Below are 25,999 nucleotides of genomic sequence, written 5' to 3' on the forward strand. Positions count from 1 at the left end.
CTCCCGACCGCCACCCAGCCCCGGCCGCCGAGTCGTCGCCACCCGCCCGTGCCCAGCCAGACATTCATGATCACTTCACCGGGAAGTCGACCGGGCCGCACCGCTGCCTGACTCACGACACCTAACGTCTCTGGTTCAGACCGGTTATTCATCCGTTATGCGACCAGGCCGGGAATCCAGACGGACTTCCCGGGCCGGAGAACAGGTACCCCCGTGAGAATCACCCCTCTCGTGATCGCCGCGACGTCCGTCGCGCTCGTCGCCCCGACCGCCGCGCAGGCCGACGCCCCCGGCGCGCACACCCCGGCCGCACCCGGCGTCAGCATCCCGGGCGGGCGGTACGAGCACTCCGTCGAGCTGAAGTTCCGGGCCGAGCGCGGCACCACCGTCCGCTACACGCTGGACGGCACGACCCCGACCCGTGACAGCCGCGCCTACTCCGCCGGCCGCCCGCTGCGGATCAAGAAGGACACCAATGTCACCGCGGTCGCCTTCCGGGGCAGGCTGAGCAGCGTCCCGGTGTCCTACGGCTATCTGATCAAGACGCGGGAGAAGCCGCTCGCCCGGCTCGTCGTCATGTCCGACGTGCACGTCGGCAGCCACGCGACCGCCGACAAGAAGTACGAGAGCTTCTTCGACACCATCGGGTCGATCTTCCCCGAGCCCGACGCGATCCTGTCCAACGGCGACATGATCAACGACAACGGTGACGGCAAGGGCCCCGACCACAGGATCGTCTCCGAGATCTTCCAGGCCAATCTCGCCCGCAAGGGCATGACCCGCACCCAGCTGCTGATCTCCAACGGCAATCACGACGCGAGCCTCGCCGCGATCCGGGCCGGCTATCCCAAGGCCTGGTTCCCCGACTCCGGCGGCGGCTACTACGAGTCCGACGTGAAGGGACTGCACGTCCTCACGGTCAACGCCGAGACGTACAACTCCGACACCGCCCAGCGCGCTTGGCTCAAGGGGCGGCTCGCCGCGATCACCGCCGACCGGGCCTACGCGGGCAAGCCGGTCCTGGTCCAGGGCCACCGGCCCACCACCGGGACGACGATGGACGGCCAGCAGGCCTCCAACCCGCGGCTCGCCGAGGACCTGAGCGCCTTCCCGCAGGCCATTCTCTTCTCCGGCCACTCGCATCTGAACATCAACGACGACCGCTCGATCCACCAGCGCGACTTCACCTCGGTCAACGACGGTTCGATGTCGTACATCGAGGTCGACCACGGCTACCAGATGGTCACCGACGACGGTCTCGCCGACCGCTTCGAGTCGCCCACCGCCCAGGCGCTCTTCGTCGAGGTCTACAAGGACCGTACGGAGATGGCGCGGGTGAACATGGCCGCGGACAAGCACGACATCTACACCGGTGGCCAGTGGTCGGCGAACTGGCAGCCGCCGTACGCCAGCGCGGGCACCCTCGGCGGATCCACCTGGACCGTGCGGCTCAAGGGTTCGACGGGCCGGCAGATCAAGGACAACTTCCGCTACACGGACGCCGAACGCAACACCGTGGCGCCGAAGTTCACCACCCGCAAGCCGCTGTCCCGGGTCCATGACGCCAAGGGCGGCACGGCGCTGCGGATCGCGCAGGCCACCGACGACCAGATGGTCCACCACTACGAGGTCGATGTCACCGATGCCGCGACCGGCGCCTCGGTCGTCTCGTCCAAGGTCCTCTCGGACTACTACTTCATGCCCCGCCCGAACAGCCTGGACATCCCGGTGCCGGGCACGGTCCGCGGCGGCCGGTACGTGGCCCGGGTCGTCGCCGTCGACGCGTACGGGAACGCCTCCCGGGCCGCCTCGCTGACCTTCCGCAAGTAGCGGGGCCGGGACCGGGCGGCTCCCTCCCGGGGTGCCGCCCGGTCCCGACCCGGCCTTCGGCGCGGTCCGGTCAGGTCGTGTCGGGGTCGATCACGACCCGTCCCCTGGCACGCCTGCCGACCACGGCCGCCGCCGCGACGGCACTGCCCGCGAAGGCCAGGGCCACCATCCACGGCTGATTGAAGGCGTGCCGGGTGACCGCGTCGACGGAGTAGCGCCCCGGCCCGGTCAGGCCGATCGTCGCGGCGGTGAAGCCGAGGAACGCCGGGTACTCGTAGCCACCGCCCTGTGCGAAGAATCCGGCGGGTGCGTGGACGGCCACGGCCCCCGCCATCGCCCCGGCCGCGGCCGCTCCGGCCGCCGGGGTGGCGAGGCCGAGGGCCAGCAGCACTCCGCCGCCGGCCTCGCCGAGCCCGGCGGCGACCGCGCTGTGCTTCGGCGGGTGGAAGCCCATCGCCTCCATCGCGGCCGTGGTTCCCTCGATGCCCCCGCCGCCGAACCACCCGGCCAGTTTCTGGGTGCCGTGCGCGGCCAGTACCGCGCCGGTGCCGACGCGCAGGGCGAGCAGGCCGAGGTCACGCCGGTCGAGGCAGGCCATGGGTGTCTCCGCAGGGGTTCGGGGGCGGGTGGAGCAGGAGGGGCAACCACGCCGTGCCGGGCGGATGCCGCCATTCCACCTTCCGTGGAGCGGGGCACCGGTGCGTCCCGGTGCTACGCCGTTCGGGGGATGCCCCACCCGCGCCGCCGAGGCACGCCCGGGTGAGACCCACGCCATTGTGCAACTTGTTGCACAATGCCGTTCCGGTGGTCTACAACTGGCGCAGACGACACTGCGCGAGGAGCCGCCGCATGAGCCCGTACCCGAATCTGCTGAGCCCGCTCGACCTGGGGTTCACCACCCTTCCCAACCGGGTGCTGATGGGCTCGATGCACATCGGTCTCGAAGAGGTCGAGCGCGGCTTCGAGCGGATGGCCGCCTTCTACGCGGAGCGCGCCCGGGGCGGCGTCGGGCTGATGGTCACCGGTGGCATCGCCCCCAACGCCCGGGGCTGCTCCTTCCCCGGCGGGGCGAAGATGACGGACGAGGCGGAGGCCGAGCAGCACGCGCGGGTCACCTCGGCCGTCCATGCGGCGGGTGGCCGGATCGCCATGCAGATCCTGCATTTCGGGCGGTACGCGCACCACCCCGACCTGGTGGCTCCGAGCGCGATCCAGGCGCCGATCAGCGCCTTCACCCCGCACGCCCTCGACGACGACGAGGTCGAGGAGACCATCGAGGACTTCGTCAGGGCGGCCGAGCTGGCGCGCCTTGCCGGGTACGACGGGGTCGAGATCATGGGCTCCGAGGGCTATCTGATCAATGAGTTCATCGCCGCCGCCACCAATCACCGCACCGACCGCTGGGGCGGCTCGTACGAGAACCGCATCCGGTTCCCCGTCGAGATCGTGCGCCGGGTCCGCGAGCGGGTCGGCAGCGACTTCATCCTGATCTACCGGCTGTCGATGCTGGACCTGGTTCCGGGGGGTTCCTCGCTGGAGGAGGTCGTGCGGCTCGGCCGCGAGATCGAGGCGGCGGGTGCGACGATCATCAACACCGGGATCGGCTGGCACGAGGCCCGCATCCCCACCATCGCCACCTCGGTGCCGCGCGGCGCCTACACCTGGGTCACCGAGAAGGTGCGCGGAGCCCTCTCCGTACCACTGGTGACGAGCAACCGCATCAACACGCCCGAGGTCGCCGAGGAGGTCCTCGCCTCGGGGCGGGCGGATCTGGTGTCGATGGCCCGGCCGTTCCTCGCCGACCCCGACTTCGTCGCGAAGGCCGCCGCGGGCCGCGCCGACGCGATCAACACCTGCATCGGCTGCAACCAGGCCTGCCTGGACCACATCTTCAGTGGCAAGGTCACCTCCTGCCTGGTCAATCCGCGCGCCTGCCACGAGACCGAACTCACCCTGTCGCCGACCCGCACCGTGAAGCGGGTGGCGGTCGTGGGTGCCGGGCCCGCCGGGCTCGCGTGTGCCGTCTCGGCGTCCGAGCGCGGGCACGAGGTGACGCTGTTCGACGCGGCCGAGGAGATCGGCGGCCAGCTGAACGTGGCGCGCCGGGTTCCCGGCAAGGAGGAGTTCGACGAGACGCTGCGCTACTTCCGTACCCGGCTCCGGGAGGAGAAGGTCGAGCTCCGGCTCGGTACGCGGGTCACGGCCGGCGCGCTCGCCGGTTTCGACGAGGTCGTCCTCGCCACCGGTGTCACTCCGCGCTCCCCCGCGATCCCCGGCCAGGACCACCCCAGCGTGGTCGGCTACCTCGACGTCCTGCGCGACCGGGCGCACGTCGGCGAACGGGTCGCGATCATCGGGGCGGGCGGCATCGGCTTCGATGTCGCCGAGTTCCTGACCGACTCGGGCGACGCGGCGAGCCGCGACCCCGAGGTGTTCTTCCGGCAGTGGGGGGTCGACACCGAGTACCGCGAGCGGGGCGGGCTCCGCGCCCCGGAGCGTCCGAAGACGCCCAGGACCGTCCACCTGATCCAGCGCAGGACCGGCAAGGTCGGTGCGGGGCTGGGGAAGACGACCGGCTGGATCCACCGCACCGAACTGCGGCACCGCGGCGTCACGACGATCGCGGGCGCCGCCTACGACCGGATCGACGACGAGGGTCTGCACCTCACGGTCGACGGGGAACAGCACCTGCTGCCGGTCGACACGATCGTGCTCTGCGCCGGTCAGGAGCCGCGCCGCGACCTGTACGAGGAGCTGCTCGCGGCGGGCCGCCCGGCCCATCTCGTCGGCGGTGCCGATGTGGCCGCCGAACTGGATGCCAAGCGGGCGATCCGCCAGGGCACGGAGCTCGCGGCCGCACTCTGACGCACGGTCGCCGTGGCCTCGTGGACCGGCCCGCACACCACGAGGTCGCGGCGTCCATGAGGCCACTGCCGCGCCGGGTCACGGCCGGCCGTCCATAGGATGCACCCCATGTCACTCCCCCATGCGATTCTCACCGCCCTGCTGGAGAAGCCGTCGTCCGGGCTGGAGCTGACCCGCAGGTTCGACCGGTCGATCGGCTACTTCTGGTCCGCCACCCACCAGCAGATCTACCGGGAACTGGGGAAGCTGGAGCAGGCCGGCCGGATCCGGGCGCTGCCCTCGGCGCAGCCGGCCCGCGGCCGGAAGAAGGAGTACGAGGTGCTGCCGGCCGGCCGCGAGGCGCTCCGCGCCTGGGTGGCCCGCCCGGAGGACCCCAAGCAGGTCCGGGATCCGCTGCTGCTGCGCATGCGGGCGGCGGCGGTCGTCGGAGCCCCCGGCCTGGACGCGGAACTCCGCCGCCACCTGGCCCTGCACCGCGAGCAGCTGGCGGAGTATCTGGAGATCGAGGAGCGGGACTTCCCGCCCGGACGCGACTCCGAGGAGGACCGGCTGCGGCACCTGGTGCTGCGCGGCGGCATCGACCTGGAGAACTTCTGGATCGGCTGGCTGACCCGGGCGCTCGGCGAGGACGGTAAGCCCGGTCCGTCGGGCGGCTGAGGGCGGGGCGACGGGCCGGGCAACGCCGCGTACCACTCGCCCCGGGAGCCGGACCGCCCACCGCTCCCGGCCCGCTACGACCCGCCCACCGGCACCCGGTCGAGTTCGAGTTCCGGGCGCAGCACTCGGCCGCCCGCCGTCGCCCGGCTCCCGGTCACCACGCGTGACGGTGGCCCGGCCGGCGGCACCGGGGCCGCCACGGCCCGGTCACCGGGGGCCGAGGTCCGCGCCTGGGCGCGGCTGAGCAGAATGACGCCCCGCACGGCCGCCGCCGTCCCGAGGAGTGCCAGGAGAAGGCTGGTCGCACCGCCCTGGAGGCGTTCGCCGAGCAGGGCGAGGCCGATGGCCGCGGCGGCCACCGGGTTGGCGAGGGTGACGACGGCCAGGGGCGCGCCGAGCCCGCCGCGGTAGGCGGTCTGGGAGAGCAGCAGCCCGCTCATCGCGAACGCGGAGACCAGCAGCGCGACGACGACCAGGCGCCAGCTGAACAGCGGACCGGTGTGGTCGGTGACCGAGACGGTCAGGGTCTGGGTGAGCGCGGAGGCGACCCCGGACGTGATGCCGGAGGCCGCCGCGTGCCGCAGGCCCGGACGCGCACCCGGGCGGCCGAGGCCGGCGACGACCGCCATCGTTCCGGCCCCGACGGCCAGCGCCTCGGGCAGGCTGAGTGTCTCGTGCGGGGCGGCGCCGCCCGCGGTCATCAGGAGGGCGCCGAGGCCGAGCAGGGTGAGGATCGTGCCACGCCACTCGGTCCGGGTGACCCGGCGACCGGCGGCCCTGGCGCCCAGCGGGACCGCGGCGACCAGCGTGAGGGCGCCGAGCGGCTGGACGAGGGTGAGCGGGCCGTACTTGAGCGCCGCGACGTGCAGCAGCGCACCCCCGGCGTTCAGCGCGACCGCCGACCACCAGGCGCCTCGGCCCAGCAGCCGAAGTACCCCGGCGCCCGGTTCGGTCCGTCCGGCGAGCCGGGCCTGCGCCACCGCGGCCGACGCGTAGGCGGCGGCGGAGACCAGGGACAGCGCGACCGCGATCACGGTGGCGTTCATCGCCGTGCTCCGGTCGGGCCCTTGGAGGTGTACGGCGACGAGGAGTACGTCCGGGAACCGGCGTAACCGGCGTAACCGGCGTAACCGGTGGAGACCGCGGGCTCGGCGGTCCCGGGCAGCGCCGACGGCACGGGTTCGCCCGGCGCGGGCAGCCACGGGAGGTGTGCCGGTACCGGGTCCGTGCGCGGCAGCCGCAGCGCCGCGAAGGCCACCGCGAGCAGCGCGGACACCACGATCGAGTCGAGCCAGTAGTGGTTGGCCGTGCCGACTATCACCAGCAGGGTGACGAGCGGATGCAGCAGCCACAGCCAGCGCCACCGCGACCGGGTCGCGACGATCAGCCCGACGGCGACCATCACCGCCCAGCCGAAGTGCAGGGAGGGCATCGCGGCGAACTGGTTCGCCATCGAGTCGGTCGCGGGCGTCGCCCCGTACACCGACGGTCCGTACACCTGGGCGGTGTCGACCAGTCCGGTGGCGGCCAGCAGTCGCGGCGGGGCGAGCGGGAAGAGGAGGTGGAGGGCGAGCGCGGCGCCGGTGAGTGCGGCGAGGATGCGGCGCGACCACATGTAGTGGCGCGGGCGGCGCCAGTAGAGCCACACCAGGAAGAGCAGCGTGGCCGGGAAGTGCACGGTCGCGTAGTAGGTGTTCGCGAGGTGGATCAGCGTCTCGTCGTGCAGCAGCAGGCTCTGCACCGCGGCCTCGCCCGGCAGGTGCACGGAACGCTCGAAGTCCCAGACGTTCCCGGCGTTTCGATACGCCTCGTCGACATGACCGTTCGCGGCCTGCCGGCCGAGTTTGTAGATCACGAAGAGTCCCACGACCAGGAGAAGTTCGCGGACGAGGGGCGGTCGGGCAGAACTGTCCGGCTCCCGATCTGCTGGCTCGCTACCGGCGTACATCACCCGGTGCCCCTTTGCTGACGAAGCGGTGTTACGGCGGCATGGTCCAGTCCACGCCGTATCGATACGCCAGTGTACCGATACGCGAACGTATCGGTACACGCGCGTATCGGTACACTGGCGTATCGAAGACCTCGTCGCAGATTCGCCGGGAGGGAAGACACATGTCGTCGCAGGAAACCGCGCCGGGACCGGCACAGACGCCACGCCGCTCGAAGATCACACCGGAGCGGGCGCAGGAGTTCTACGCGGCGGTGCTCGACATGCTGAGAGAGTCCGGCTACGAGGCGCTCACCATGGAAGGGGTGGCCTCCCGGACCCGTTGCGGCAAGTCCACGCTCTACCGGCAGTGGGGCTCCAAGCCCGAACTGGTCGTGGCCGCGCTGCACGGCACCCGGCAGGCACTGCTCCCGCACATCGACACCGGCTCGCTCGCGGGGGATCTGCGTGAGGCGGCACGGGCGATCGGTGCGGGCTCCGGCCGCGACACTCCCCTCATGCACGCGCTCAGTCATGCCGCACTGCAGAGCCCCGAGCTGCTGTGCGCGCTGCGCGAGGCGCTGATCCTGCCCGGGCTCGCGACGATCGACGAGATGGTCCGGCGCGGTGCGGAGCGTGGCGAGATCCCGGCGGACAACCCGGCGGCGGAGTTCGTCTCCGCGCAGCTCCTCGGCGCGATGCGCGTCCGGCCGCTGCTGGAGGGGAAGTACGCGGACGAGGCGTATCTCACCCGCTTCGTGAACAACGCGATCCTCCCCTCGCTCGGACTGGGCGCGTCCTCGGCCTGAGGACCGCCCCCCAGACGTGGGCCGTCGCCCGAGCGGATGACGACGGCCCGCCGGCGCCGCACCGTGGGGACGGGGGCGGCGCACCATCCGGGCGGCCGGTGACCCCTTGGGGAGTCACCGGCCGCCCGCGGTCCCAGCCCCGCGCACCCCCGCACACCGCCGTCGCGCCCGGCCGGACCGACGGCTAGTCCACCAAACAAACAGTTGGTAGATTCTCTCGACCGACCGACCGGCGCGGAGCTCGGCCGCGCACGCATTCCGGAGAACGGCGGGGCGGATCCATGGACATCGGCAATCCCATCGACTTCACGGGACGAGCGGTGATCGTCACCGGCGGCACGAAGGGCATCGGCGCCGCGATCGCCGAGGCGTTCCTCGCCGCCGGCGCGGAGGTGCTGGTCTGCGGCCGCGGCGAACCACCGGAGCTGCCCGGAAGCGGCACACGCCGGGCGCACTTCCGGTCGGCCGACGTCCGCGACCCGGCGGCCGCCGCCGGGCTGGCCGACGCGGCGGTGCAGCGGTTCGGACGGCTGGACGTGCTCGTCAACAATGCGGGCGGCTCCCCCGACGCGGACGCGGCCACGGTGTCACCGCGCTTCGTCGAGAAGATCGTCGCCCTGAATCTGCTGGCCCCGTTCTACGTGTCGCAGGCGGCCAACCGGATCATGCAGGGACAACGCGACGGGGGCTCGATCGTCAACATAGGCAGCGTCTCCGCGCACACCCCGCAGCCGGGCACGGCCGCGTACACGGCGGCGAAGGCCGGCCTGCTGGGGCTGACCCGGGCGCTGGCCCTGGAGTGGGCACCGAAGGTGCGGGTCAACCACATCACGACCGGGCTCGTCCGCACACGGAGCGCGGCGTCGGTCTACGGCGAGGACGGCGGCGCCGCGGTGGCCGGGGTCGTCCCGATGCGGCGGATGGCGGCGCCGGACGACGTGGCGCGCGCCTGCCTGTACCTGGCGGGCGATCTGGCCGGGTACGTCAACGGCGCCGACCTGGCGGTGCACGGCGGGGGTGAGGTGCCGGCGAGGTTCCTCGCGGCGAAGGGCGGACCGGGTGACGGGCCCGGAGCACCCCGGCCGCGGGAGCCGCGCTGAGGCAGCGGCGGAAAAACCTTTTCTCGTCCCCTTGACGATAACCGCGCCCCCCTTTATCGTCCCCATGACGAGAAAAAGAGGGGGCCCGACATGGCCGACATCACCAGGCGCTTCGGCTGGCGCCATCTGCGCTCCGCGCCCACCGCGCACATCCGCCACCACAAGCGCGGCCGGCTGGCACACGACGGGCCCGGGCTGAGCTTCTGGTACCGGTCATTGAGCGCCGCACTCTCGGAAGTACCGGTCAACGACAGGGAGTTGGCGATGGCGTTCCACGCCCGCACCTCCGACTTCCAGGATGTGACCGTGCAGGCCACCGTGACGTACCGGATCAGCGATCCGGCCGAGGCGGCCGCCCGGCTGGACTTCTCGGTCGACCCGGACACCGGGGTCTGGCGCGGTGCGCCGCTGGAGCAGATCGCCACCCTGCTCACCGAGACCGCCCAGCAGCACACCCTGGACGTACTGGCCAGGACCGCGCTGGCCGAGGCGCTGGTCGACGGTGTCGCATCGGTACGCGACCGGGTCGCGGCAGGGCTCGCCGCCGAACCGCGGCTGCCCGCCACCGGGATCGATGTGGTCGCGGTACGGGTGGTGGCGATCCGCCCCGAGGCCGAGGTGGAGCGCGCCCTGCGCACCCCCGCCCGCGAGCAGATCCAGCAGGAGGCCGACCGGGCCACCTACGAGCGCCGCGCGGTGGCCGTGGAACGGGAACGGGCCATCGCCGAGAACGAGCTCGCCAGCCAGATCGAACTGGCCCGCAGGGAAGAGCAGTTGGTCGAACAGCGCGGTACCAACACCCGCCGCGAGGCCGAGGAGAACGCGGCGGCCGACGGGGTGCGCGCCGAGGCCGAGGCAGCACGCAAGGTGCGGCTGGCCCGCGCCGAGGCCGAGGCGGCCCGCGAGGTCGGCGCCGCACGGGCGGAGTCCCAGGCGGCCTGGCTGCGGGTGCACGGCGAAGTGGAGGCCGCGACCCTGCACGCCCTGGCGGCGACCAGGCTCGCCGAGAACCTGCCGCACATCGACAACCTCACCCTCTCCCCCGATGTGCTCACCGGACTGCTCAGCAAGCTCGGCGGCGCCGGCCCGGACACCCGAGCATGAGCCTCGCCCCGCGCGCGGTACTGGTCCACCGCACCACCGAGTACGAGGAGTTGCTGGCCCGGCACGGCACACACGGGCAGGCCGCTTTCTTCCTGTCCAGCCGCGGCCGCTCCATCGACCCGGTGACACAGCGGCACCGGCGGAGCCGGCAGGCACTGGCCGACGTGGCGGCGGCCGTACCGCTGCAGTGGCGTCAGTCGCGGGTGGAGCGCGCGGATCTCGACCGCTTCCTCTTCGGGCCGGAGGACGTGGTGGTCGTCGTCGGTCAGGACGGGCTGGTCGCCAACGCCGCCAAGTACCTCTCCGGCCAGCCCGTGGTGGGCATCGACACCGACCCCGGGCGCAATCCGGGCGTGCTCGTCCGTCACCGGCCCGGCGACGCGGCCGCCCTGCTCCGGGCGGCCGTGTCCCCCGGCGGCACGGCGGACGAACTCACCATGGTCGAGGCGGTGTCCGACGACACCCAGCGCCTCCTCGCCCTCAACGAGATCTACCTCGGCCCGCCCGGCCATCAGACCGCCCGCTACCGGATCGGCCCGGACGCCCCCGACGCGCCCGTCGAGCCGCAGGCCTCCTCCGGCGTACTCGTCGGCACCGGCACCGGCGCCACGGGATGGATCCGCTCGCTGTGGCAGGAACGCCACAGCGAACTCCGCCTTCCGGCGCCCACCGACCCGCGCCTGATCTGGTTCGTCCGCGAGGCCTGGCCGTCGCCCGTGACCGGCACCTCGCAGGTCGCGGGCGAGCTGGGGCGCGAAGAGGGGCTGAGACTCACCGTCGAGTCCGACCGGCTGGTGGTCTTCGGCGACGGGATGGAGACGGACGCGCTGGAACTGACATGGGGGCAGACGGTGCGGCTGGGCATCTCGGCGACCTCACTGCACCTGACCGTCTGAATCTCCCGGCCGTCGCTCCGCGGTGCGGCCCGCGCGGCGTGCGGCACCGCGGTGGTCCGTAGGCTGCCTCGTACGACCGGAGTGCCGGGCCCCGCGCCCGCGCCCCTCCCCGCCTGCGAGGAACACAGGGAGCACCATGACGACCACACCCGCGGACGCCTCTTCCCGCAACACCCGCCCGCCGAAGGCGCAGGCGGCGCTCGGGGTGGGGGTTGTCGTACAGGACGGCCGGGGACGGATCCTCCTCGGCAGGCACCACGGCGGAACCTGGGAACTGCCCGGCGGCAAGGTCGACCCGACGCACGAGTCGATCGCCGAGGCGGCCGTCCGTGAGCTGCGCGAGGAGACGGGGCTGGAGGCCGACGCGGCGGCCGTACGCGTCTTCGCCATGCTCCACGACGTGGTCGGGGGCATCAACCGGGTGTCGATGGGCGCCGAGGTGACCGTACGGTCGGGAGCTCCGCGGGTGACCGAACCGCACCTGATCGACGCCTGGCGGTGGACGGCGCCCGACGCCCTGCCCGGGCCGTTGTTCGCCCCCTCCGCGCAGGTGCTCGCGGCCTGGCGCCCGGACCTGTCGATCGAGCACCCGCCCGCGCACCGGCTGATGATCGCGGACGGCGCGGGGGCCGCCGGGACCGATACATAACCTTGCCCCATTAATCATTTGCCTAGTGGTCGTAGGCAGAGTTAGCGTCCCTCGCATGAAGGCCGTGACCGAGCAGGACATCCGCGCATCGTTCGTCAACTGCTCCAAGGGGGAGGCCAAGCGTCTGCCGCTCCCCCGCGATCTGGAGGAGCAGCCCTGGGACGATCTGGACTTCCTGGGGTGGCGGGATCTCTCCGCGCCCGGGCGCAGCTACATCGTCACCGAACGCGAGGGCGAGCTCATCGGCGTGACCCTCCGCTTCCCCTCCCAGCAGCGCGGCTTCCTCCATCGGAGCATGTGCTCGCTCTGCCTCACCACCCACCCGGGGAGCGGCGTATCGCTGATGACCGCCCGCAAGACCGGCGCGGCCGGGCGCGAGGGCAATTCGGTCGGGCTGTACATCTGCACCGACCTCGCCTGTTCGCTGTATGTCCGGGGCAGGAAGACCGCGGCGCCCGGCTCCCGGTTCAAGGAGTCCCTGACGATGGCGGAGCAGGTGGAGCGGACCAGGAGCAACCTCGACGCGTTCCTGGACAAGCTCTTCGACTGAGGCGGCGGCAGACCCCTTGAGCGCCTTCGGGCAGGGACGCCGGCGGTGAGGGTGCGGGCGGAAGGACCGGCTGCCGGCTCGGCACGCCTCCCGGAGACCGCCGCGCCCTGCCCCGTTCGGCCTGCTTCGTTCCAGCGCGGTGGGCCCGAGCGGCCCGGGGCGTCCGGGCGGCTCGGGGGTGACACCGAGGCGGGTCAGGGCGCCGGTTCGCCGCTCCCGTGGCACCAGGTCCGCAGCAGCACTCGCCGCCCCTTCGCCTCCCGCGCGACGAGTTCGTCCGTGGTGGGCGCGAATCCCGCCGATCGCGCCACGGCGGCACTCGGGCCGTTGTCGACCTCTATCCGGAGCAGCACGCGCCTCGCCCCACAGTGCTGAAGGGCGTACCCGGTGGCGACCGTGACGGCTGCGGACGCCAGCCCCCGACGCCGGAACCGGGGCCCGACGCCGTAGGCGAGTTCGATGTCCCGGTCGTCGAGGTCGTCCCACCAGATCAGCACCTCGCCCTGCGGCTGCCCGCCGTCGGCCGTGATGGCCAGTTGCACACGACGGCCCTCGGCCCGGGCCTCACCGGCCTTGCCGAGGTGCGCGCGGGCGGCGTCCTCGTCGAACGGTGAGGGTACGGGCGTCCAGCGGTTGATCTCCGGATCGTCGTACATCTCGATCAATGCGGGAATGTCTGTATCGTCCCACTCTCTGAGCACGATGTTCTGCCCGGCCAGGCGAACAGGGGCAGTGGGTAAGGTTCTCGACTGATTCTCCATGTGCCGATCGTGCCTTGCCGGGTGCCGTCACGAAGGCCCCTGCCGAATATCGCCGGTCGGCCGGCGACGAGCGGAGCGTCGAGCAGCTGGGAATCCGGCAGGGCACGGGGCAACTCGGTCCGCGGGCGCAGCGGTTGTACGACTTCGGCGAGGGCGCAGGAAGCCGGGCGCCCGACTTCCCGACCGGCCCGGGAACGACCGAAGGGCCGCTCCAGATTTCTCTGGAACGACCCTTCGACCTGCGACTCTCAACAAGTCGGGACGACAGGATTTGAACCTGCGACCCCTTGACCCCCAGTCAAGTGCGCTACCAAGCTGCGCCACGTCCCGATGCGGTTCCCCCCGGTGTTCCCCGGTGGGCTCGCAGGACAAACATTACCTCACTCCGAGGACCGGATCGACGCCCGTGCCTGGTGGGCGCGGTTTGCCAGGGACTCCGCACCGCATGCGGTGGCCAGTTTGTGGGCCCGGGCCAGTTCGCGCGGTGAGCGGATCGCGATGCCGTAGTCGACGAGGGCCAGCGCGTGTTCGTAAGCGGACGGGGATGCCTCCAGGTGGCGGACCGACTCGGCCAGCAGGTGGGTGGCGTCCTCGGGGGCGGCGAACAGGGCGACACAGCGCAGGGCCTCACCGATCGCGGTGTCCGTGCCGAAGCGCTCGGCGTGCACCCGGGCCGTGGCGGCGAGTTGGGCGGCACGGGCCGGGTCATCCTCGGCCAGGGCCCGGGCCAGGTCGCCGGCCCAGGGTGCCCACACCCCGTTGAACCTGCCTCGGGGTTCGAGGGCCTGGCCGGCCGCTTCGAGTTCGACGACGGCTTCCTTCGTACGGCCTTCGGCCAGCAGCAGCCGACCGCGTACGCACGGGCCGTCGGGCAGCACCATCGCGCTCGGGTAGGGCGCGCCGAAGGCGTAGCGGTCGGCGATCTCGCGGGCCTCGGTGACCCGGCCGCGGGCGACCAGGGTGTCGATGAGCAGGCAGGCCGCGTCCCAGTGGACCGGAAGTCCGCTGCCGACGCGGTCGGCGAGGCGCAGTCCCTCGCGCAGGAAGCCCTCGGCCTCGGCGAGACGTCCGCGTCGGCGGTGGACCAGTCCGAGCAGGGTGTGCGCGAACGCGAGGTGCGCGCCGCTCCAGCCGGAGATCTCGAAGGCGCGGACGGCCTCGCCGAAGAGCTGCTCGGCCCGGTCGAGCTGGTCGGTGAAGGCGTAGGTGATACCGACGAGGGTCGGCAGTTCGAAGCCCCACTCCGAGTCGGTCCAGCCCAGGCCCCGGGCGGGGTGGCCGTCGACCAGGGCACGTTCGCAGAGATCGACGATCAGCTGGGAGTTCTCGCCGCGCAGCATGGCGTCGAAGGCGCGGAGCGTGAGCAGGGCGCGCTCGGCGTTGTCGCGGCCCTGCAGATGGTCGGCGTTCCGGGCGAGGCGACCGGAACGGCCGGGCCCGTCCTCCTCGCCCGCCTGCATGCCCTCCCAGAGGAAGTGGGCCGCCTGGAGCCGCATCAGGCCGGGGCCCGGGGCGGTGCGGGCGGCCTCCGCAGCGAGGGCGCTCGCCGCTTCCTTGAGCTGGTTGTTGTGCGAGTGCGCGGCCGCGAGCCGGTAGGTGGCGTCGACCCGCTGGTCGACGTCGAGACCGGGCATTTCGAGGGCGTCGCGCAGGTGCTGGACGGTGGTGGCCGGGGAGCTGAGCAGGGTGGCGCAGCCCAGTTCGTACAGCAGGGTGGCCTTCACGCGTTGGCGCGGTGGTTCCTGCAGGGCTCGTTCGAGGCAGCGGCGGGCGGCTTCCGGGGCGCCGACGGCGAGGTGCTGTTTGGCCGCTTCGCGGAGCTGCTCGACCAGTTCCTGGTCGTCGTCCGGGTGCACTTCGAGCAGGTGGCGGGAGGCGGCCGCGGGACCGAGTCCGGCGCGGGTGATCGCCCAGGCGGTGCGGGTGGCCGGCGGGATGGACCGGTACACCGCACTCGCGATGAGCGGGTGGACGAACTCCAGGGGATCGAAGCCGGTGACGATACGGGCCTCGCGCAGCCGCGCCGTGCAGTCGGCGGCCTCCGCGGAGCTCATGCCGGCCAGGGTGGCGGCGAGGTCCTGGGAGATGTCGGTGCCGAGCACGGCGGCGGCCCAGGCGAACCGGTTGGCGTTGGTGCCGAGTCGTTCGAGCCGGGCCACGAGGCCGCTGCCGCGGGCCGAGGCACCGAGCTCGCGCAGCAGTCCGGCCGACTCCTCCAGCGGTGCCAGTTCGCGGTCCTGGACCTTGGCGACGAGTTCGACCGCCTCGTAGGGATTGCCGCCGGTGACGGCCCAGACCTCGCGGCAGAACGGGTCGTCGGCGTGCTCACCGAGGGCCGCGCGGACCAGTTCCGCGGTGGCGTCGGGGGTGAGTGCGCGCAGCGCGACCCGGACCTGGGAGGGGTGGGCGCTGCCCGGTCCGCTCTCCTTCTGCCGCGCGGCCAGCTCCTCCGGCCGGTGTGCCTGGACCACCAGGACGGGCAGTTCACCGAGGCGGGCGGTGAACGAGGCGAGCCAGGCGAGGGATTCGCCGTCCGCCCAGTGCGCGTCGTCGATGATGAGCAGCAGCGGACGGTGGCTCAGCCGGGACGCGAGCCGGGCCACGACGAAGTCGAGGCCGTCGCGGACACCCTGCGGGTCGGGCTGCGGGCCGGAGGGCTCGGCCAGTCCGAGGGCGGGTGCGGCGATCTCGTACCAGGACCCGAACAGGGCCCGCACCTCGTCGGGCGGGAACCGGTCGAGCGCGGGTTGCAGCAGTTGGCGCACGACGTGGAACGGGACGGAGGTGACGGTTTCGCCGCCTCGCGCGGACCAGACGGTGCAGCGGTCGGCGGCGATCGTCTGGATCTCGGCGAGCAGCGCCGTCTTGCCGATGCCTGCCTCGCCGCTGAAGATCAGCAGCCCGCCGACGGCCTGGGCGCCGCAAAGGGCGTCCACGGCTTGTGTGGCGGCGGCGAGTTCCGGTTCGCGCTCGTACAGCGGCCGGGACGGCTTCATGCCTACCCTCCCCAGGGTGGTACGGATGGCTTTCGACACTAGTCGTGTCCGGGGGTCCACGGACAGTGGTTCGGACAGTTCGCCGCAGGTGCGGGGCACAATCGTGGCGTGGAAGAGACTGGCAGGGACCGCGACATCGAGGGGCGTGCGCGCAACGCCCGCCCGCGCGACGGGCTGGGACGCCCCCTTCCCTACGGGGCTCCGGGGGTCGAACGGCAGCCGGAGGGGGTGGTGCGCACCCCGGAGGAGACGGTGCGCGAGGCGCAGCGGCTGCTGGACGCGGGAATGCCGTTCCATGCCCACGAGGTGTTCGAGGACGCGTGGAAGTCGGGCCCGGTGGCGGAGCGGGAGTTGTGGCGCGGTCTCGCGCAACTGGCCGTGGGGCTGACCCATGCGGCCCGGGGCAACGCGACGGGCGGGGCCCGGCTGCTGCGGCGCGGGGCGGCGGCACTCGCAAAGTTCGCCGGAGCCCGGCCGTACGGGATCGGCGTCGAGGGGCTGATCGGCTGGGCCGGGGAGCTGGCGGGGCGGGTGGAGGCGGCTGACAGCGCGGCCGGTGGCGGGGCGGTGCGTGGCGGCGTGCGCGGCAGGCCGGTGGACGCGATCGCCGAGGCGCCGTGTCTGCGGCCCCCGGCGCGCTAGCCGGATCGTGGCGCCGAGGACCGGGCTGCGGCGCGCGCCGGCGCAGCGTCATATTGCGCCGCCCGTCACCCGGAGCGGTGAACAGGGTCGCCCGTACCCATTACGATCGCGCGTCATGAGCACTTCTGACCAGGACCAGGCCGTGGGCACTCCGATACCCGTCCCCGAGACCGGTTCCGCGGCCGGTTCCAAGGCCGAGCCCAAGGCCAAGACCGGTTCCGAGGCCGAGCCCAAGGCCGACTCCGAGGCCGAGCCCAAGGCCGGTTCCAAGGCCGACTCCGAGGCCGAGGCCGGGCCCCGGACCGGGACCGGGACTGTCGCGAAGACGGAGCCGGAGCCGGAGCCGGGGGCGGACGAGGAGAACGAGGGCCGGAAGCTGACGCCGCGCCAGGCGAGACGGCTGCGGGTGGTTCTCTCCTCGGTCGGCATGGCCGCGATGGCGGTGGTCCTCGCGCTGCGGATCGCCAGCCGTTCGTCCGTCCTGGTGGTCGGGGTGTACGGGCTCGCGCTGATCCTGTGCGGGATCGTGATCGAGCTGAGCCGCAACGGCCGCACCCGGCTCGGCAGTTGGCTGCTGGCCCTCGGCCTGGTCGCGGCGATCGGCTCGGACTGGCTGCTGATTCCCTGACGTACGGTCAACGCACCGAGATCCGTACGGTTCCGCCGTGCGGATCGGCCCGGTCGAGCCAGTCGCCGCGCAGGTGGAACGGGCGGTCCGGGACGGCGGGCAGCAACAGCCGCTGCCGGTGGAGCTCCCGGCCGTCCTGGCGTACGACGAGCAGCGGCGCGGTGAGCGGCCGGTCGGTGCGCAGGGTGAGGCGGCCCCGGAGCGGGAGGTCGCCGGCCGGGCCGACGAGGTTCGGGGCGATCCACCGCAGCGGGGATCCGACCGCGATGGAAGGCCGTCCGGTGGGCCATTCTCCGGCTGCCAGGTGGCGGAGCACGGGCGCGGCGACGGCCCGGCCCTCGGCGAGGGCGACGCCCGCGCTCTCCACACCGTGCAGCAGGTTGCCGACGGCGAAGACTCCGGTGCGGTCCGTGCGGTGGGACGCGTCGTACGCGGGGCCGCGGGTGCCGGGGTCGAGGGTGATGCCGCCGTGCCGGGCCAGTTCGTGATCGGGGATCCAGTCGCCGGTGAAGACGACGGTGTCGCAGCGCAGGGTCGCGGTCCGGCCGTCGTGGTGGCGCACCAGGACTCCGGTGAGCCGTTCCCGGCCGGTCAGGGCGGTGACGGTGGTGCGGCCGAGGACCGGGGTCCGCTCGCCGGTCCGGGTCAGGGCGGTGAGCCGGGGAACCGGCCGGTCGCCGACCATGGCGACGACGTCCACACCCGCGATGCGCAGGGTGTCGGCCGCGGCACGGCCGATGGGCCCGGCGCCGACGACGACGGCCCGGGTGCCGATGCGTTGCCGGTACAGGTGGACGGCCTGCTGGAGCTCGCCGGTGGTGTAGACGCCGGGCGGGCGGCTGCCGGGGACCAGGCGGGCGCTGCGCGGGCGTTCGCGGGCGCCGGTGGCCAGGATCACCGCGCGGGCGGTGATCCGTTCGAGCCCGGTGGGTGCGGTGGTGTCCACGGTCAGCGGTCCGGCCCAGCCGGTGACGGTGACACCGGTGCGCAGGACGGCTCCGGCGCGTTCGGCGGCGGCCACGCAGCCTTGGGCGTACGCGGGCCCGGTCGCGCCTCCCCGGCCGATGGTGCGGCCGCCGAATCCGCCGTGCCGGCAGTGACGTGGGATGCCGCCCGCGACCTGTTCGCGTTCCAGGATCTCGACGCGGCCCGCGCCGGACGCGGCGAGTTCGGCCCCGGCGCCGAGGCCGGCCGGGCCGCCCCCGACGATCAGTACGTCGACGGTCCGCTCACGGCGGGTCATGACCGGGCCTCCTCGAAGAGCGCGCGGACCGCGGCCCCGCAGTAGAACCCCTGGCAGCGCCCGTTCCCGGCTCGCGTCCTGCGCCGCAGACCGCCCGGGGAGTGCGGCGGCACCGGGCCGGCCAGGGCGTCCCTGATCTCGCCGGCGGAGACCCGTTCGCAGTGGCAGACCAGCGTGCCGTACGCGGGATCCGCCGCGATCCGTTCGGCGTCCTGGTACGGGCGCGGGAAGGCCTCGCCGAGGTTGGGCATGGTGACGGACGGCAGTTCGGACGGGGTGCCGAGGGCGAGGCCCGAGTCCCCGAGCAGTTCGACGACGTGTGCGGCGATGGCCATCGAGGCGGTGAGTCCGGTGGAACGGATGCCGCCGACGGTGATCCATCGCCGCTCCGGCCGGGACCGGATGCGGTAGTCCTCCTGGCCGGTCGCGGCACGGAGTCCGGCGTAGACGGCGGTGGCTTCCTCGTCGAGCAGTCCGGGCAGGATGCGGCGGCCCTTCTCGCGGAGCAGGGCGATCGCCTCGGCGGTCGATCCGGTGGCGGTCTTGTCGTCGAGGTCCTCGGCGGTGGGGCCGAGCAGCACATTGCCGAAGACGGTCGGTGCGACCAGTACGCCCTTGCCGGCGGCGGTGGGCACCGGCAGCAGGATGTGGTCGACGAGATCGCGGGCGAGCTTGTCGAAGACGATGAGCTGGCCGCGGCGCGGAGTGACGGTGAAGTCGTCGTGGCCGGGTTCCCGGTCGAGTTCGTCGGCTTGGAGTCCGGCGGCGTTGATCAGGTGGCGGGTGCGCAGCGGCCCCCGGGTGGTGGTGAGGGTGTGGACCTCGTCGTCGCTGTCGATGTGCCGCACCCGGCAGTTGAGGTGCAGATGGACTCCGGCGCGCACGGCCTGGGTGGCGTAGGCCAGTGGGGTGGTCCAGGGGCAGATGATGCTCTCGTCGGGGACTTCGAGCGCGCCGAGGGCGCCCGGTCCCAGACGGGGTTCGCGGGCACGCAGTTCCTCCGCGTCCAGGAGGCGTGCCGCGTGGTAGTCGTTCCGCTCCGCCTTGGCGGACAGGGCCGGCAGTGCCGCCAGTTGCTCCTCGTCCCAGGCGACGAGCAGGGCTCCGACGCGTTCGACGGGGATGCCGGTCTCGGCAGCGTACGCGCGCAGGCTGTGCTGTCCCTCGCGTACGAGCCGGGCTTCCAGGGAACCCGGTACGGCGTCGAAACCGGTGTGCAGGATGGCCGTGTTGGCCTTGGAGGTGCCGTTGCCGATGTCGTCGCAGGCGTCCAGGAGTGCGGTGCGCAGCCGGTAGCGGGCCAGTTCGCGGGCGATGGCGGTGCCGACGACGCCCGCGCCGACGACGGTCACGTCGTAGGGCGGGGCACCGGGCGGCTCGGCGGCGGTGAGTTCACCGGCCGTTGTGACCGTGAGGGGCATCGGGTGGCTCTCGTACGTCTCAGGCATGGTCCAGCAGGGTCTGTACGGCGGTCCGGAACCCGGCGAGCCGTTCGGCCGCCTCGTCGGCGCCGATCCGGGGCTCGTACACGGCGGCGGGCTTCCAGTCGGGCAGGGCCTGCCGGACGGGGAGTCGCGGGTCGAGGCCGAGCCGGGCGACGGCTCCGACACCGAGTGCGGTGACGTCGGGCAGCGCGGACACCTCTACGGGCCGTTGCAGCAGGTCGGCCTGGGTCTGCATGAGGAGTCCGGAGCGGGTCAGGCCGCCGTCGACGCGGAGCGAGGTCAGCGGTGAGCCGAGGTCGGTGGCTGCCGCCTCGGCGAGTTCGACGACCTGGGCCGCGATGCCTTCGCACAGCGCGCGCACCAGATGGCCCCGGGTGGTGCCGAGGCCGAGGCCGGTCACCGATCCGCGCAGGTCGCCGCGCCACCAGGGGGCGGCGAGGCCGGCGAGTGCCGGTACGAAGGTGACGCCGCCGGAGTCGGGGACGGACGCGCCGACCGGGTCGAGGTCGGCCGCGCCGGAGATCACCCCCAGGCCGGTGAGCCAGTCGACGGCGGACGCGGCGGTGTAGACCTGCCCGTCGAGGCAGTAGCTCGTACGGCCGCCGAGCCGCCAGGCGACGCAGCTGACCAGTCCGGTGGAGCCGCGGCGCGGGGCGGGCCCGGTCTGGGCGAGCAGGAAGGCACCCGTTCCGTAGGTGCATTTGGCGTTGCCCGGATCCAGCGCGTTCTGGGCGAGCAGGGCCGCCTGCTGGTCGACGAGCAGTCCGGTCAGCGGGAGTTCGCCGCCGAAAACGGTCGTCGTGCCGACCGTGCCGTCGCAGTCGACGACGTCCGGCAGGTTCTCGTCACCGAGGCCGAACACTTCCAGGGCCCGGGGCGACCAGCCGGCCCGGTCGAGGTCGAGCAGTTGGGTGCGGCCCGCCGTGGCCACATCGGTGACGAACGCGCCGGTCAGCCGGTGGACGAGCCAGGAGTCGCTGGTGGTGACGACGCCCTCGCGGGTGAGCTTCCGGCGGATCCAGGCCATCTTGGGGGCGGCGAAGTACGGGTCGAGCGGCAGCCCGGTGAGGGCGGTCAGCTCTTCGTCGTGCGAGGCGAGTTCGGTACAGACCGAGGCGGCACGCCGGTCCTGCCAGACGATCGCGTCGGTGAGCGGCCGTCCGGTTTCCCGGTCCCAGGCGAGCACTGTCTCGCCCTGGTTGGCGAGGCCGACCGCGACCACCGGTTCGGCGGCTTCCCGTAACGCCCGGCGACCCGCTTCGACGACCGAGCCGAGCAGTTCGGCGGGGTCGGCCTCGACCACTCCCCCGGCGCCGTGCCGCGGTCTCACCGGCACGGAAGCGGAACCGATCACACCGCGCTCGGGGCAGATCACCAGAGCCTTCGTCCCCGACGTGCCCTGGTCCACGGCGAGTACCGGGCCTGTCATCGACTCTCCAGCGGTGCGGAAGCTCTGCGGCTTGAACGGAATCGTGATCACTGAACTCGCCGCCCAGAGTGGTGCAGACCACCGCGTACGTCAAGGGCTGTCGAGGACACGACCGGAACAACCGGTACATCTTTCAACGTCCTGGTGAATCAGCCGACTTGAGTAAGATCCGCGAATCGGTCCGGGGTTCGGAGTGACTGGCCTTACACTCACCGCCGAGCAACAACCGGACGCTTTAGGGCAGTTCGATTTTCAACAGCTGCTTCACCCCCCACGTCCTTGAGGATTGATGAGACCGACACCCTGCCCCGAGCCCCCGACCACCGGCGCCCAGGCCTTCCGCAGCTGCACGGGCTCCACGCCACCAACGGGTTGCGTGACGTGCTGAGGAGATCTCCCGACCGCCGTGTGCCGCCCTGTCGCCCAGGAGCAGGACGAGTCCATGGCCAACAGTGATTTCCGGCCGGTCTACCACCCGGCCGGCCATGACAACGATCTGCGGGTCGCGTTACAGGACTTGCGCACCGGACGCTGGATGTCCATGCGCAATCTGCTGGAGCGCACGCCGGACTGGACCCTGTGGACCCAGCGCACCCAGGTGCTGGGTGCGGTCGCCGCCGGTTCGGACGCGGTGCAGGCCTGGCTGGCCGAGGACCCCCGGAGCACCGCCGCCGCGGTGATGCACGCGCGGGTCGTCGTCGAACGGGCGGTACGCGCCCACCGCGAGACCCACCACCGGGCCCAGGAGCTGTGGTCGGAGGCCTGGCAGGCGTGCCGGACCGCGGCGAACGCCTCGCCCGCGGACCCGGTGCCCTGGGTGTGCCTGCTCGCCCTGTCCCAGCTGGACGAACACCAGCAGCTGGAGGAGCACCGGCTGCACCCGCCGGGGCCGATGCTCTTCCCCGGTCCGTGGGGACTGCTGGCCGAGGCCGACAAGCGCGATCCGTGCAACCGCGAGGCCTACCACCGGATGCTCCAGTTCGTGTACGCGCGAAAGGCCGGCGGATCCCTCTCGGAGGCCGTCAACTTCGTCCAGTGGGCCGCGTCCGCGGCACCGGACGGCTCCGCGCTGCACGTACTGCCGCTGTATGTGCGGGTCGAGCGCTACCGCCGCGAGCAGGGCCACGAGAAGGCCCTCGACCTGCACTGGGTCACCGAGGACGCGGAGCGGGACGCGGCCCGTGCGCTGGAGCTCTGGTTCCGCCGCACACCACCGCTCTCGCACTCCCTGCTCGACCTCAACCACCTGGCCCACGCCCTGTGGGGAGCTCTTCAATTCGCCGACGCGGCATCGGTGTTCGAGGAACTGGGCCCCTATTTCACCTCGGTTCCATGGGCGTACCGCACCCGTGGCCGCAAGGGCCCCGGAGACGCGGAGGACGTGTTCCTGCGCGCCCGCGCCCGCTGTCTCTCCGTCTCCCGCGACCCCGGACGGGGGAAGCAGCGCTGAGCGACGGCACCGCGGTGCCACGTCTCCACCCGTCCCGAACCGATCCCCGTCCGCCCCTTCACACCCGCTCACGGATCACAACCAGCCCACGGATCACGGCCGTCCCACGGCTCACAACCCGCTCACGGAGGTTCTCCCGATGTCCATATCCACCCCGACCCAGTCCGGCGCGGAGGCGACCCCGCCGAAGGACGAGGAGGAGCGGCTGCGCGAACTCGGCTATCAGCCGGTGCTCGCGCGCCGGATGGGAGGCTTCGGCAACTTCGCCATCAGCTTCTCCGTCATCTCGATCCTGTCCGGCTGCATGACCCTGTACGGCTTCGGCATGTCGACCGGTGGCCCGGCGGTGATGCTCTGGGGCTGGGCCGGTGTCGGACTCTTCGTGCTCTGTGTCGGCATGGCGCTCGCCGAGGTCACCAGCGCCTACCCGACCTCGGGAGCGCTGTACTACATGGCCGACCGGCTCGGCGGCCGCAAGTGGGGCTGGTACACGGGCTGGCTGAATCTGCTCGGTCTGCTGGGTGCGATCGCGGGCATCGACTACGGTGCGGCGCTGTTCACCGGCGCGCTGATGAACCTCCAGTGGGGATTCACCCCCACACCGGGCAAGACAATGATCATCTTTGTCTGCATCCTGCTGCTGCACGCCGTGCTGAACCTCTTCGGTGTCCGCCTCGTCAGCGTGCTCAACTCCATCAGCGTGTGGTGGCATCTCGCCGGTGTCGCGGTGATCGTCACCGTGCTGGCGGTCGTGCCCTCGCACCACCAGTCGCCGTCGTTCGTCTTCACCGAGTTCGTCAATGACACCGGCTGGCACAATCCGCTGTACGTGGCGGCGATCGGTCTGCTGCTCGCTCAGTACACCTTCTGCGGCTACGACGCCTCGGCCCATCTGTCGGAGGAGACGTCGAACGCCTCCGTGACGGCGGCCAAGGGCATCGTCCGCGCGATCTGGGTCTCCTGGATCGCCGGCTTCGTGCTGCTGGCCGGGCTGACCTTCGCCATCCAGGACTACGTGGGCACCCAGAAGAGTGCCACCGGGGTGCCACCGGCCCAGATCCTGATCGACGCGCTGGGCACCTCCGGGGCCACCGCGATGCTGCTGATCGTGATCGCGGCGCAGCTGTTCTGCGGCAACGCCGAGGTCGCCGCCGCGAGCCGGATGGTGTTCGCGTTCAGCCGGGACAACGCCCTGCCGGGTTCGGCGCTGTGGCGCAAGGTGAGTGCGCGCACCCAGACGCCGGTCAACGCGGTGTGGCTGTCGGTGGCCGTCGCCGGTGTGCTCGCACTGCCCTCGCTGTACTCCGCCACCGCGTACGGTGCGGTGACCGCGATCAACGTCATCGGCATCACGCCCGCCTACGCGATCCCGATCTTCCTGAAGCTGCGTGCCGGCGGCCGGTTCGAACGCGGGCCGTGGCACCTGGGCCGCTGGAGCAGGCCGATCGGCTGGATCGCCGTGGTGTGGGTCGCGATCGTGACCGTGCTGTTCCTGCTCCCGCAGTCCTCCCCGGTGACGGTCGACTCGATGAACTACGCGTCGATCGCGCTGATCGCGGTGCTGGTCCTGGCCACCGTGTGGTGGTTCGTCGCCCGCCGTTCGTACAGCACTCCTTCGGCGTACGGGAACGCCCGCGAGCAGGCGGAGATCGAGGAAGGCATCGTCTGATCCGGCCCGATTCCCGCCGGCCCTCCCGGAGCCGCCCGCCCGGCAGGCGGTGGCCCGGGAGGGCCGCGTGCGTGGTGGAGTCTTCTCCCGCCGCGTACGGCGCTACGGCAGCCAGAGGCAGGCGGCGGCCAGGAGCGCCACCGTCGCCCCGCCGGTGAGCACCGGCACACTGCCCAGCCAGGCGGCTAGCGCACCGCCGCCGAGCGCACCGATCGGCACCGTGCCGATGAGCGCGGCCTGCAGGACCCCTGCGACGCGGCCCTGGAGTTCCGCCGGTGTGATCAGCTGCTGGGTGGTGGTCATGGAGATGGCCCAGACCGTGGCCGCGAGACCGAAGACGAACTGGTACGCCAGCAGCGCCGGGAACCCCGGGCCCAGGGATGCGCCCGGGATCAGGAAGATCGCGAGGGCGGCCACCACGGCACAGATCCGGGTCGCCCCGGCCAGCCCGATGGTGGCGGCGAACCGGCCGGCCAGCAGCACTCCGAGTACGGTGGCGACGCTGAACGCGGCGTAGACCGTCCCCAACTGCCAGGCCGGCAGACCGAGATCGCGGGTGGCGTAGAGCACGAAGAGCGCGTCGGCGGCTCCGCTGCCGAGATTGAACCCGGCCCCGGCGAGCACCTGCCGGCGCAGCAGCCGCTCACCGCGCACCACTTCGAGTCCGGCACGCAGCGCGGCCGTTCGGGACTCCTTCTCGCGACGGGCCTGCTGGGCCGGGGAGTTGAGGGCCACGGGCAGGCCGAGGAGCAGCAGTGCCTCGATCCCGTACGCCGCGCAGGCGGCCAGCAGGGCGGTGGAGGCCCCGGTCAGGCCCACCAGGACACCGCCGAGGGCGGGGCCCCCGATCTGCCCGGTGGTACGGGCGCCGGTCAGCGCGGAGTTGGCGGAGAGCAGCTGTTCGGGGTGCACGACCCGGGGCAGGGCCGCCTGAAGGGCGACGGCCAGCATGGAGGTCAGCGCGCCGGACGCGGTCGCCACCAGGTACAGCTGGGGCAGCCCGAGCCGTCCGAGAAGGTCCGCCAGGGGTACGGAGCCGACGACCAGCACCTGAAGAACGGTGAGGAGCACGGTCAGTGCGCGCAGCCGGGCCCGGTCGACCAGTACCCCGGCGAACGGGCTGAGCAGCGCACCGGGGAGGTAGCTCAGCGCCATCAGCGCGGAGGCGCCGAAGGGGCCCGCCCCCAGCCGGGTGACGGCGAGCAGCGCGAGCGCCAGGGTGGTGACCTGGCGCCCGACGGAGCTGGCGATCTGTTCCCCGCACAGCAGCGCGAACGGCCGGTGACGCAGCAGCGCGCGTCCGGCTCGCCGCGGCTGCCCGGTGCCGGGGGGACGGGTACGGGCGGGAG

The 25,999-nt window shown here is 72.5% G+C and carries 22 protein-coding genes and 1 tRNA gene; 13 read left to right on the forward strand and 10 right to left on the reverse strand.

Annotated features, from left to right (window positions below):
* Positions 1–213 precede the first annotated feature (213 nt).
* Complete coding sequence (locus AADR41_RS31610) at positions 214–1,830, forward strand: chitobiase/beta-hexosaminidase C-terminal domain-containing protein (RefSeq protein WP_342285049.1); 1,617 nt, start codon at positions 214–216, stop codon at positions 1,828–1,830.
* A gap of 70 nt (positions 1,831–1,900) precedes the next feature.
* On the opposite strand, the gene AADR41_RS31615 is transcribed toward AADR41_RS31610, so the two are convergent.
* The gene (locus AADR41_RS31615; RefSeq protein WP_342285051.1) at positions 1,901–2,428 is read right to left on the reverse strand and encodes a DoxX family protein; all 528 of its coding nucleotides are present in this window, start codon (positions 2,426–2,428) and stop codon (positions 1,901–1,903) included.
* Between the two features lie 251 nt (positions 2,429–2,679).
* Here AADR41_RS31615 and AADR41_RS31620 point away from each other — a divergent pair, with 251 nt between their 5' ends.
* Positions 2,680–4,695: an NADPH-dependent 2,4-dienoyl-CoA reductase gene (locus AADR41_RS31620; protein ID WP_342285053.1), complete on the forward strand. Its 2,016-nt coding sequence runs from the start codon at positions 2,680–2,682 to the stop codon at positions 4,693–4,695.
* 108 nt (positions 4,696–4,803) lie between these two features.
* Positions 4,804–5,352: a PadR family transcriptional regulator gene (locus tag AADR41_RS31625; protein WP_342285055.1), complete on the forward strand. Its 549-nt coding sequence runs from the start codon at positions 4,804–4,806 to the stop codon at positions 5,350–5,352.
* A 74-nt stretch (positions 5,353–5,426) separates the two neighbouring features.
* Here AADR41_RS31625 and AADR41_RS31630 read toward each other — a convergent pair whose 3' ends face one another.
* Positions 5,427–6,398, reverse strand: coding sequence for a hypothetical protein (locus AADR41_RS31630; protein WP_342285056.1), 972 nt, complete (start codon positions 6,396–6,398; stop codon positions 5,427–5,429).
* Positions 6,395–7,303: a phosphatase PAP2 family protein gene (locus tag AADR41_RS31635; RefSeq protein WP_342285057.1), complete on the reverse strand. Its 909-nt coding sequence runs from the start codon at positions 7,301–7,303 to the stop codon at positions 6,395–6,397. The genes AADR41_RS31630 and AADR41_RS31635 overlap by 4 nt, the downstream gene beginning before the upstream one ends.
* 161 nt (positions 7,304–7,464) lie before the next feature.
* On the opposite strand from AADR41_RS31635, the gene AADR41_RS31640 reads away from it, so the two are divergent.
* From AADR41_RS31640 to AADR41_RS31665, 6 genes are all read left to right on the forward strand, one after another.
* A complete protein-coding gene (locus tag AADR41_RS31640; protein ID WP_342285059.1) occupies positions 7,465–8,088 on the forward strand; it encodes a TetR/AcrR family transcriptional regulator in 624 nt (207 codons plus the stop codon).
* 281 nt (positions 8,089–8,369) lie between these two features.
* Complete coding sequence (locus tag AADR41_RS31645; RefSeq protein ID WP_342285061.1) at positions 8,370–9,188, forward strand: SDR family oxidoreductase; 819 nt, start codon at positions 8,370–8,372, stop codon at positions 9,186–9,188.
* A gap of 90 nt (positions 9,189–9,278) precedes the next feature.
* The gene (locus AADR41_RS31650; RefSeq protein ID WP_342285063.1) at positions 9,279–10,292 is read left to right on the forward strand and encodes an SPFH domain-containing protein; all 1,014 of its coding nucleotides are present in this window, start codon (positions 9,279–9,281) and stop codon (positions 10,290–10,292) included.
* A complete protein-coding gene (locus AADR41_RS31655) occupies positions 10,289–11,188 on the forward strand; it encodes a hypothetical protein (RefSeq protein WP_342285065.1) in 900 nt (299 codons plus the stop codon). The genes AADR41_RS31650 and AADR41_RS31655 overlap by 4 nt, the downstream gene beginning before the upstream one ends.
* 136 nt (positions 11,189–11,324) lie before the next feature.
* Positions 11,325–11,837, forward strand: coding sequence for a nucleotide triphosphate diphosphatase NUDT15 (locus tag AADR41_RS31660; protein WP_342285066.1), 513 nt, complete (start codon positions 11,325–11,327; stop codon positions 11,835–11,837).
* 55 nt (positions 11,838–11,892) lie between these two features.
* A complete protein-coding gene (locus AADR41_RS31665; RefSeq protein WP_342285067.1) occupies positions 11,893–12,387 on the forward strand; it encodes an FBP domain-containing protein in 495 nt (164 codons plus the stop codon).
* 194 nt (positions 12,388–12,581) lie between these two features.
* Here the strand turns inward: AADR41_RS31665 and AADR41_RS31670 are convergent, their stop codons facing one another.
* From AADR41_RS31670 to AADR41_RS31680, 3 genes are all read right to left on the reverse strand, one after another.
* A complete protein-coding gene (locus AADR41_RS31670) occupies positions 12,582–13,148 on the reverse strand; it encodes a GNAT family N-acetyltransferase (protein WP_342285069.1) in 567 nt (188 codons plus the stop codon).
* A 256-nt stretch (positions 13,149–13,404) separates the two neighbouring features.
* Positions 13,405–13,478: transfer RNA gene (locus tag AADR41_RS31675), tRNA-Pro, on the reverse strand.
* A gap of 50 nt (positions 13,479–13,528) precedes the next feature.
* Complete coding sequence (locus AADR41_RS31680; protein WP_342285071.1) at positions 13,529–16,144, reverse strand: ATP-binding protein; 2,616 nt, start codon at positions 16,142–16,144, stop codon at positions 13,529–13,531.
* A gap of 108 nt (positions 16,145–16,252) precedes the next feature.
* On the opposite strand from AADR41_RS31680, the gene AADR41_RS31685 reads away from it, so the two are divergent.
* On the forward strand, positions 16,253–16,786 hold the full coding sequence (locus AADR41_RS31685; protein WP_342285073.1) for a DUF309 domain-containing protein: 534 nt from the start codon (positions 16,253–16,255) through the stop codon (positions 16,784–16,786).
* A gap of 115 nt (positions 16,787–16,901) precedes the next feature.
* A complete protein-coding gene (locus AADR41_RS31690; protein WP_446751142.1) occupies positions 16,902–17,414 on the forward strand; it encodes a hypothetical protein in 513 nt (170 codons plus the stop codon).
* Positions 17,415–17,421: 7 nt separating this feature from the next.
* Here the strand turns inward: AADR41_RS31690 and AADR41_RS31695 are convergent, their stop codons facing one another.
* The 3 genes from AADR41_RS31695 to AADR41_RS31705 are packed head-to-tail and all read right to left on the reverse strand — an operon-like array spanning position 17,422 to position 21,531.
* Positions 17,422–18,657, reverse strand: coding sequence for an NAD(P)/FAD-dependent oxidoreductase (locus AADR41_RS31695; protein WP_342285075.1), 1,236 nt, complete (start codon positions 18,655–18,657; stop codon positions 17,422–17,424).
* Complete coding sequence (locus tag AADR41_RS31700) at positions 18,654–20,078, reverse strand: NAD(P)/FAD-dependent oxidoreductase (protein ID WP_342285084.1); 1,425 nt, start codon at positions 20,076–20,078, stop codon at positions 18,654–18,656. The genes AADR41_RS31695 and AADR41_RS31700 overlap by 4 nt, the downstream gene beginning before the upstream one ends.
* Before the next feature lie 19 nt (positions 20,079–20,097).
* Positions 20,098–21,531 (reverse strand): FGGY family carbohydrate kinase, encoded by a 1,434-nt coding sequence (locus AADR41_RS31705; RefSeq protein ID WP_342285077.1) that lies wholly within the window; start codon positions 21,529–21,531, stop codon positions 20,098–20,100.
* 442 nt (positions 21,532–21,973) lie between these two features.
* Between AADR41_RS31705 and AADR41_RS31710 the strand changes: the two genes are divergently transcribed.
* Together AADR41_RS31710 and AADR41_RS31715 are read left to right on the forward strand one after the other, a co-directional pair.
* Complete coding sequence (locus tag AADR41_RS31710) at positions 21,974–22,981, forward strand: hypothetical protein (protein WP_342285079.1); 1,008 nt, start codon at positions 21,974–21,976, stop codon at positions 22,979–22,981.
* Between the two features lie 139 nt (positions 22,982–23,120).
* The gene (locus AADR41_RS31715; RefSeq protein ID WP_342285081.1) at positions 23,121–24,650 is read left to right on the forward strand and encodes an amino acid permease; all 1,530 of its coding nucleotides are present in this window, start codon (positions 23,121–23,123) and stop codon (positions 24,648–24,650) included.
* Positions 24,651–24,752: 102 nt separating this feature from the next.
* On the opposite strand, the gene AADR41_RS31720 is transcribed toward AADR41_RS31715, so the two are convergent.
* Positions 24,753–25,999, reverse strand: a 1,247-nt coding sequence (locus AADR41_RS31720) for an MFS transporter (RefSeq protein WP_342285082.1), incomplete at its 5' end; no start/stop codon positions are given.

This window comes from Streptomyces sp. CLV115, assembly GCF_038448545.1.
Classification (GTDB): domain Bacteria; phylum Actinomycetota; class Actinomycetes; order Streptomycetales; family Streptomycetaceae; genus Streptomyces; species Streptomyces sanglieri.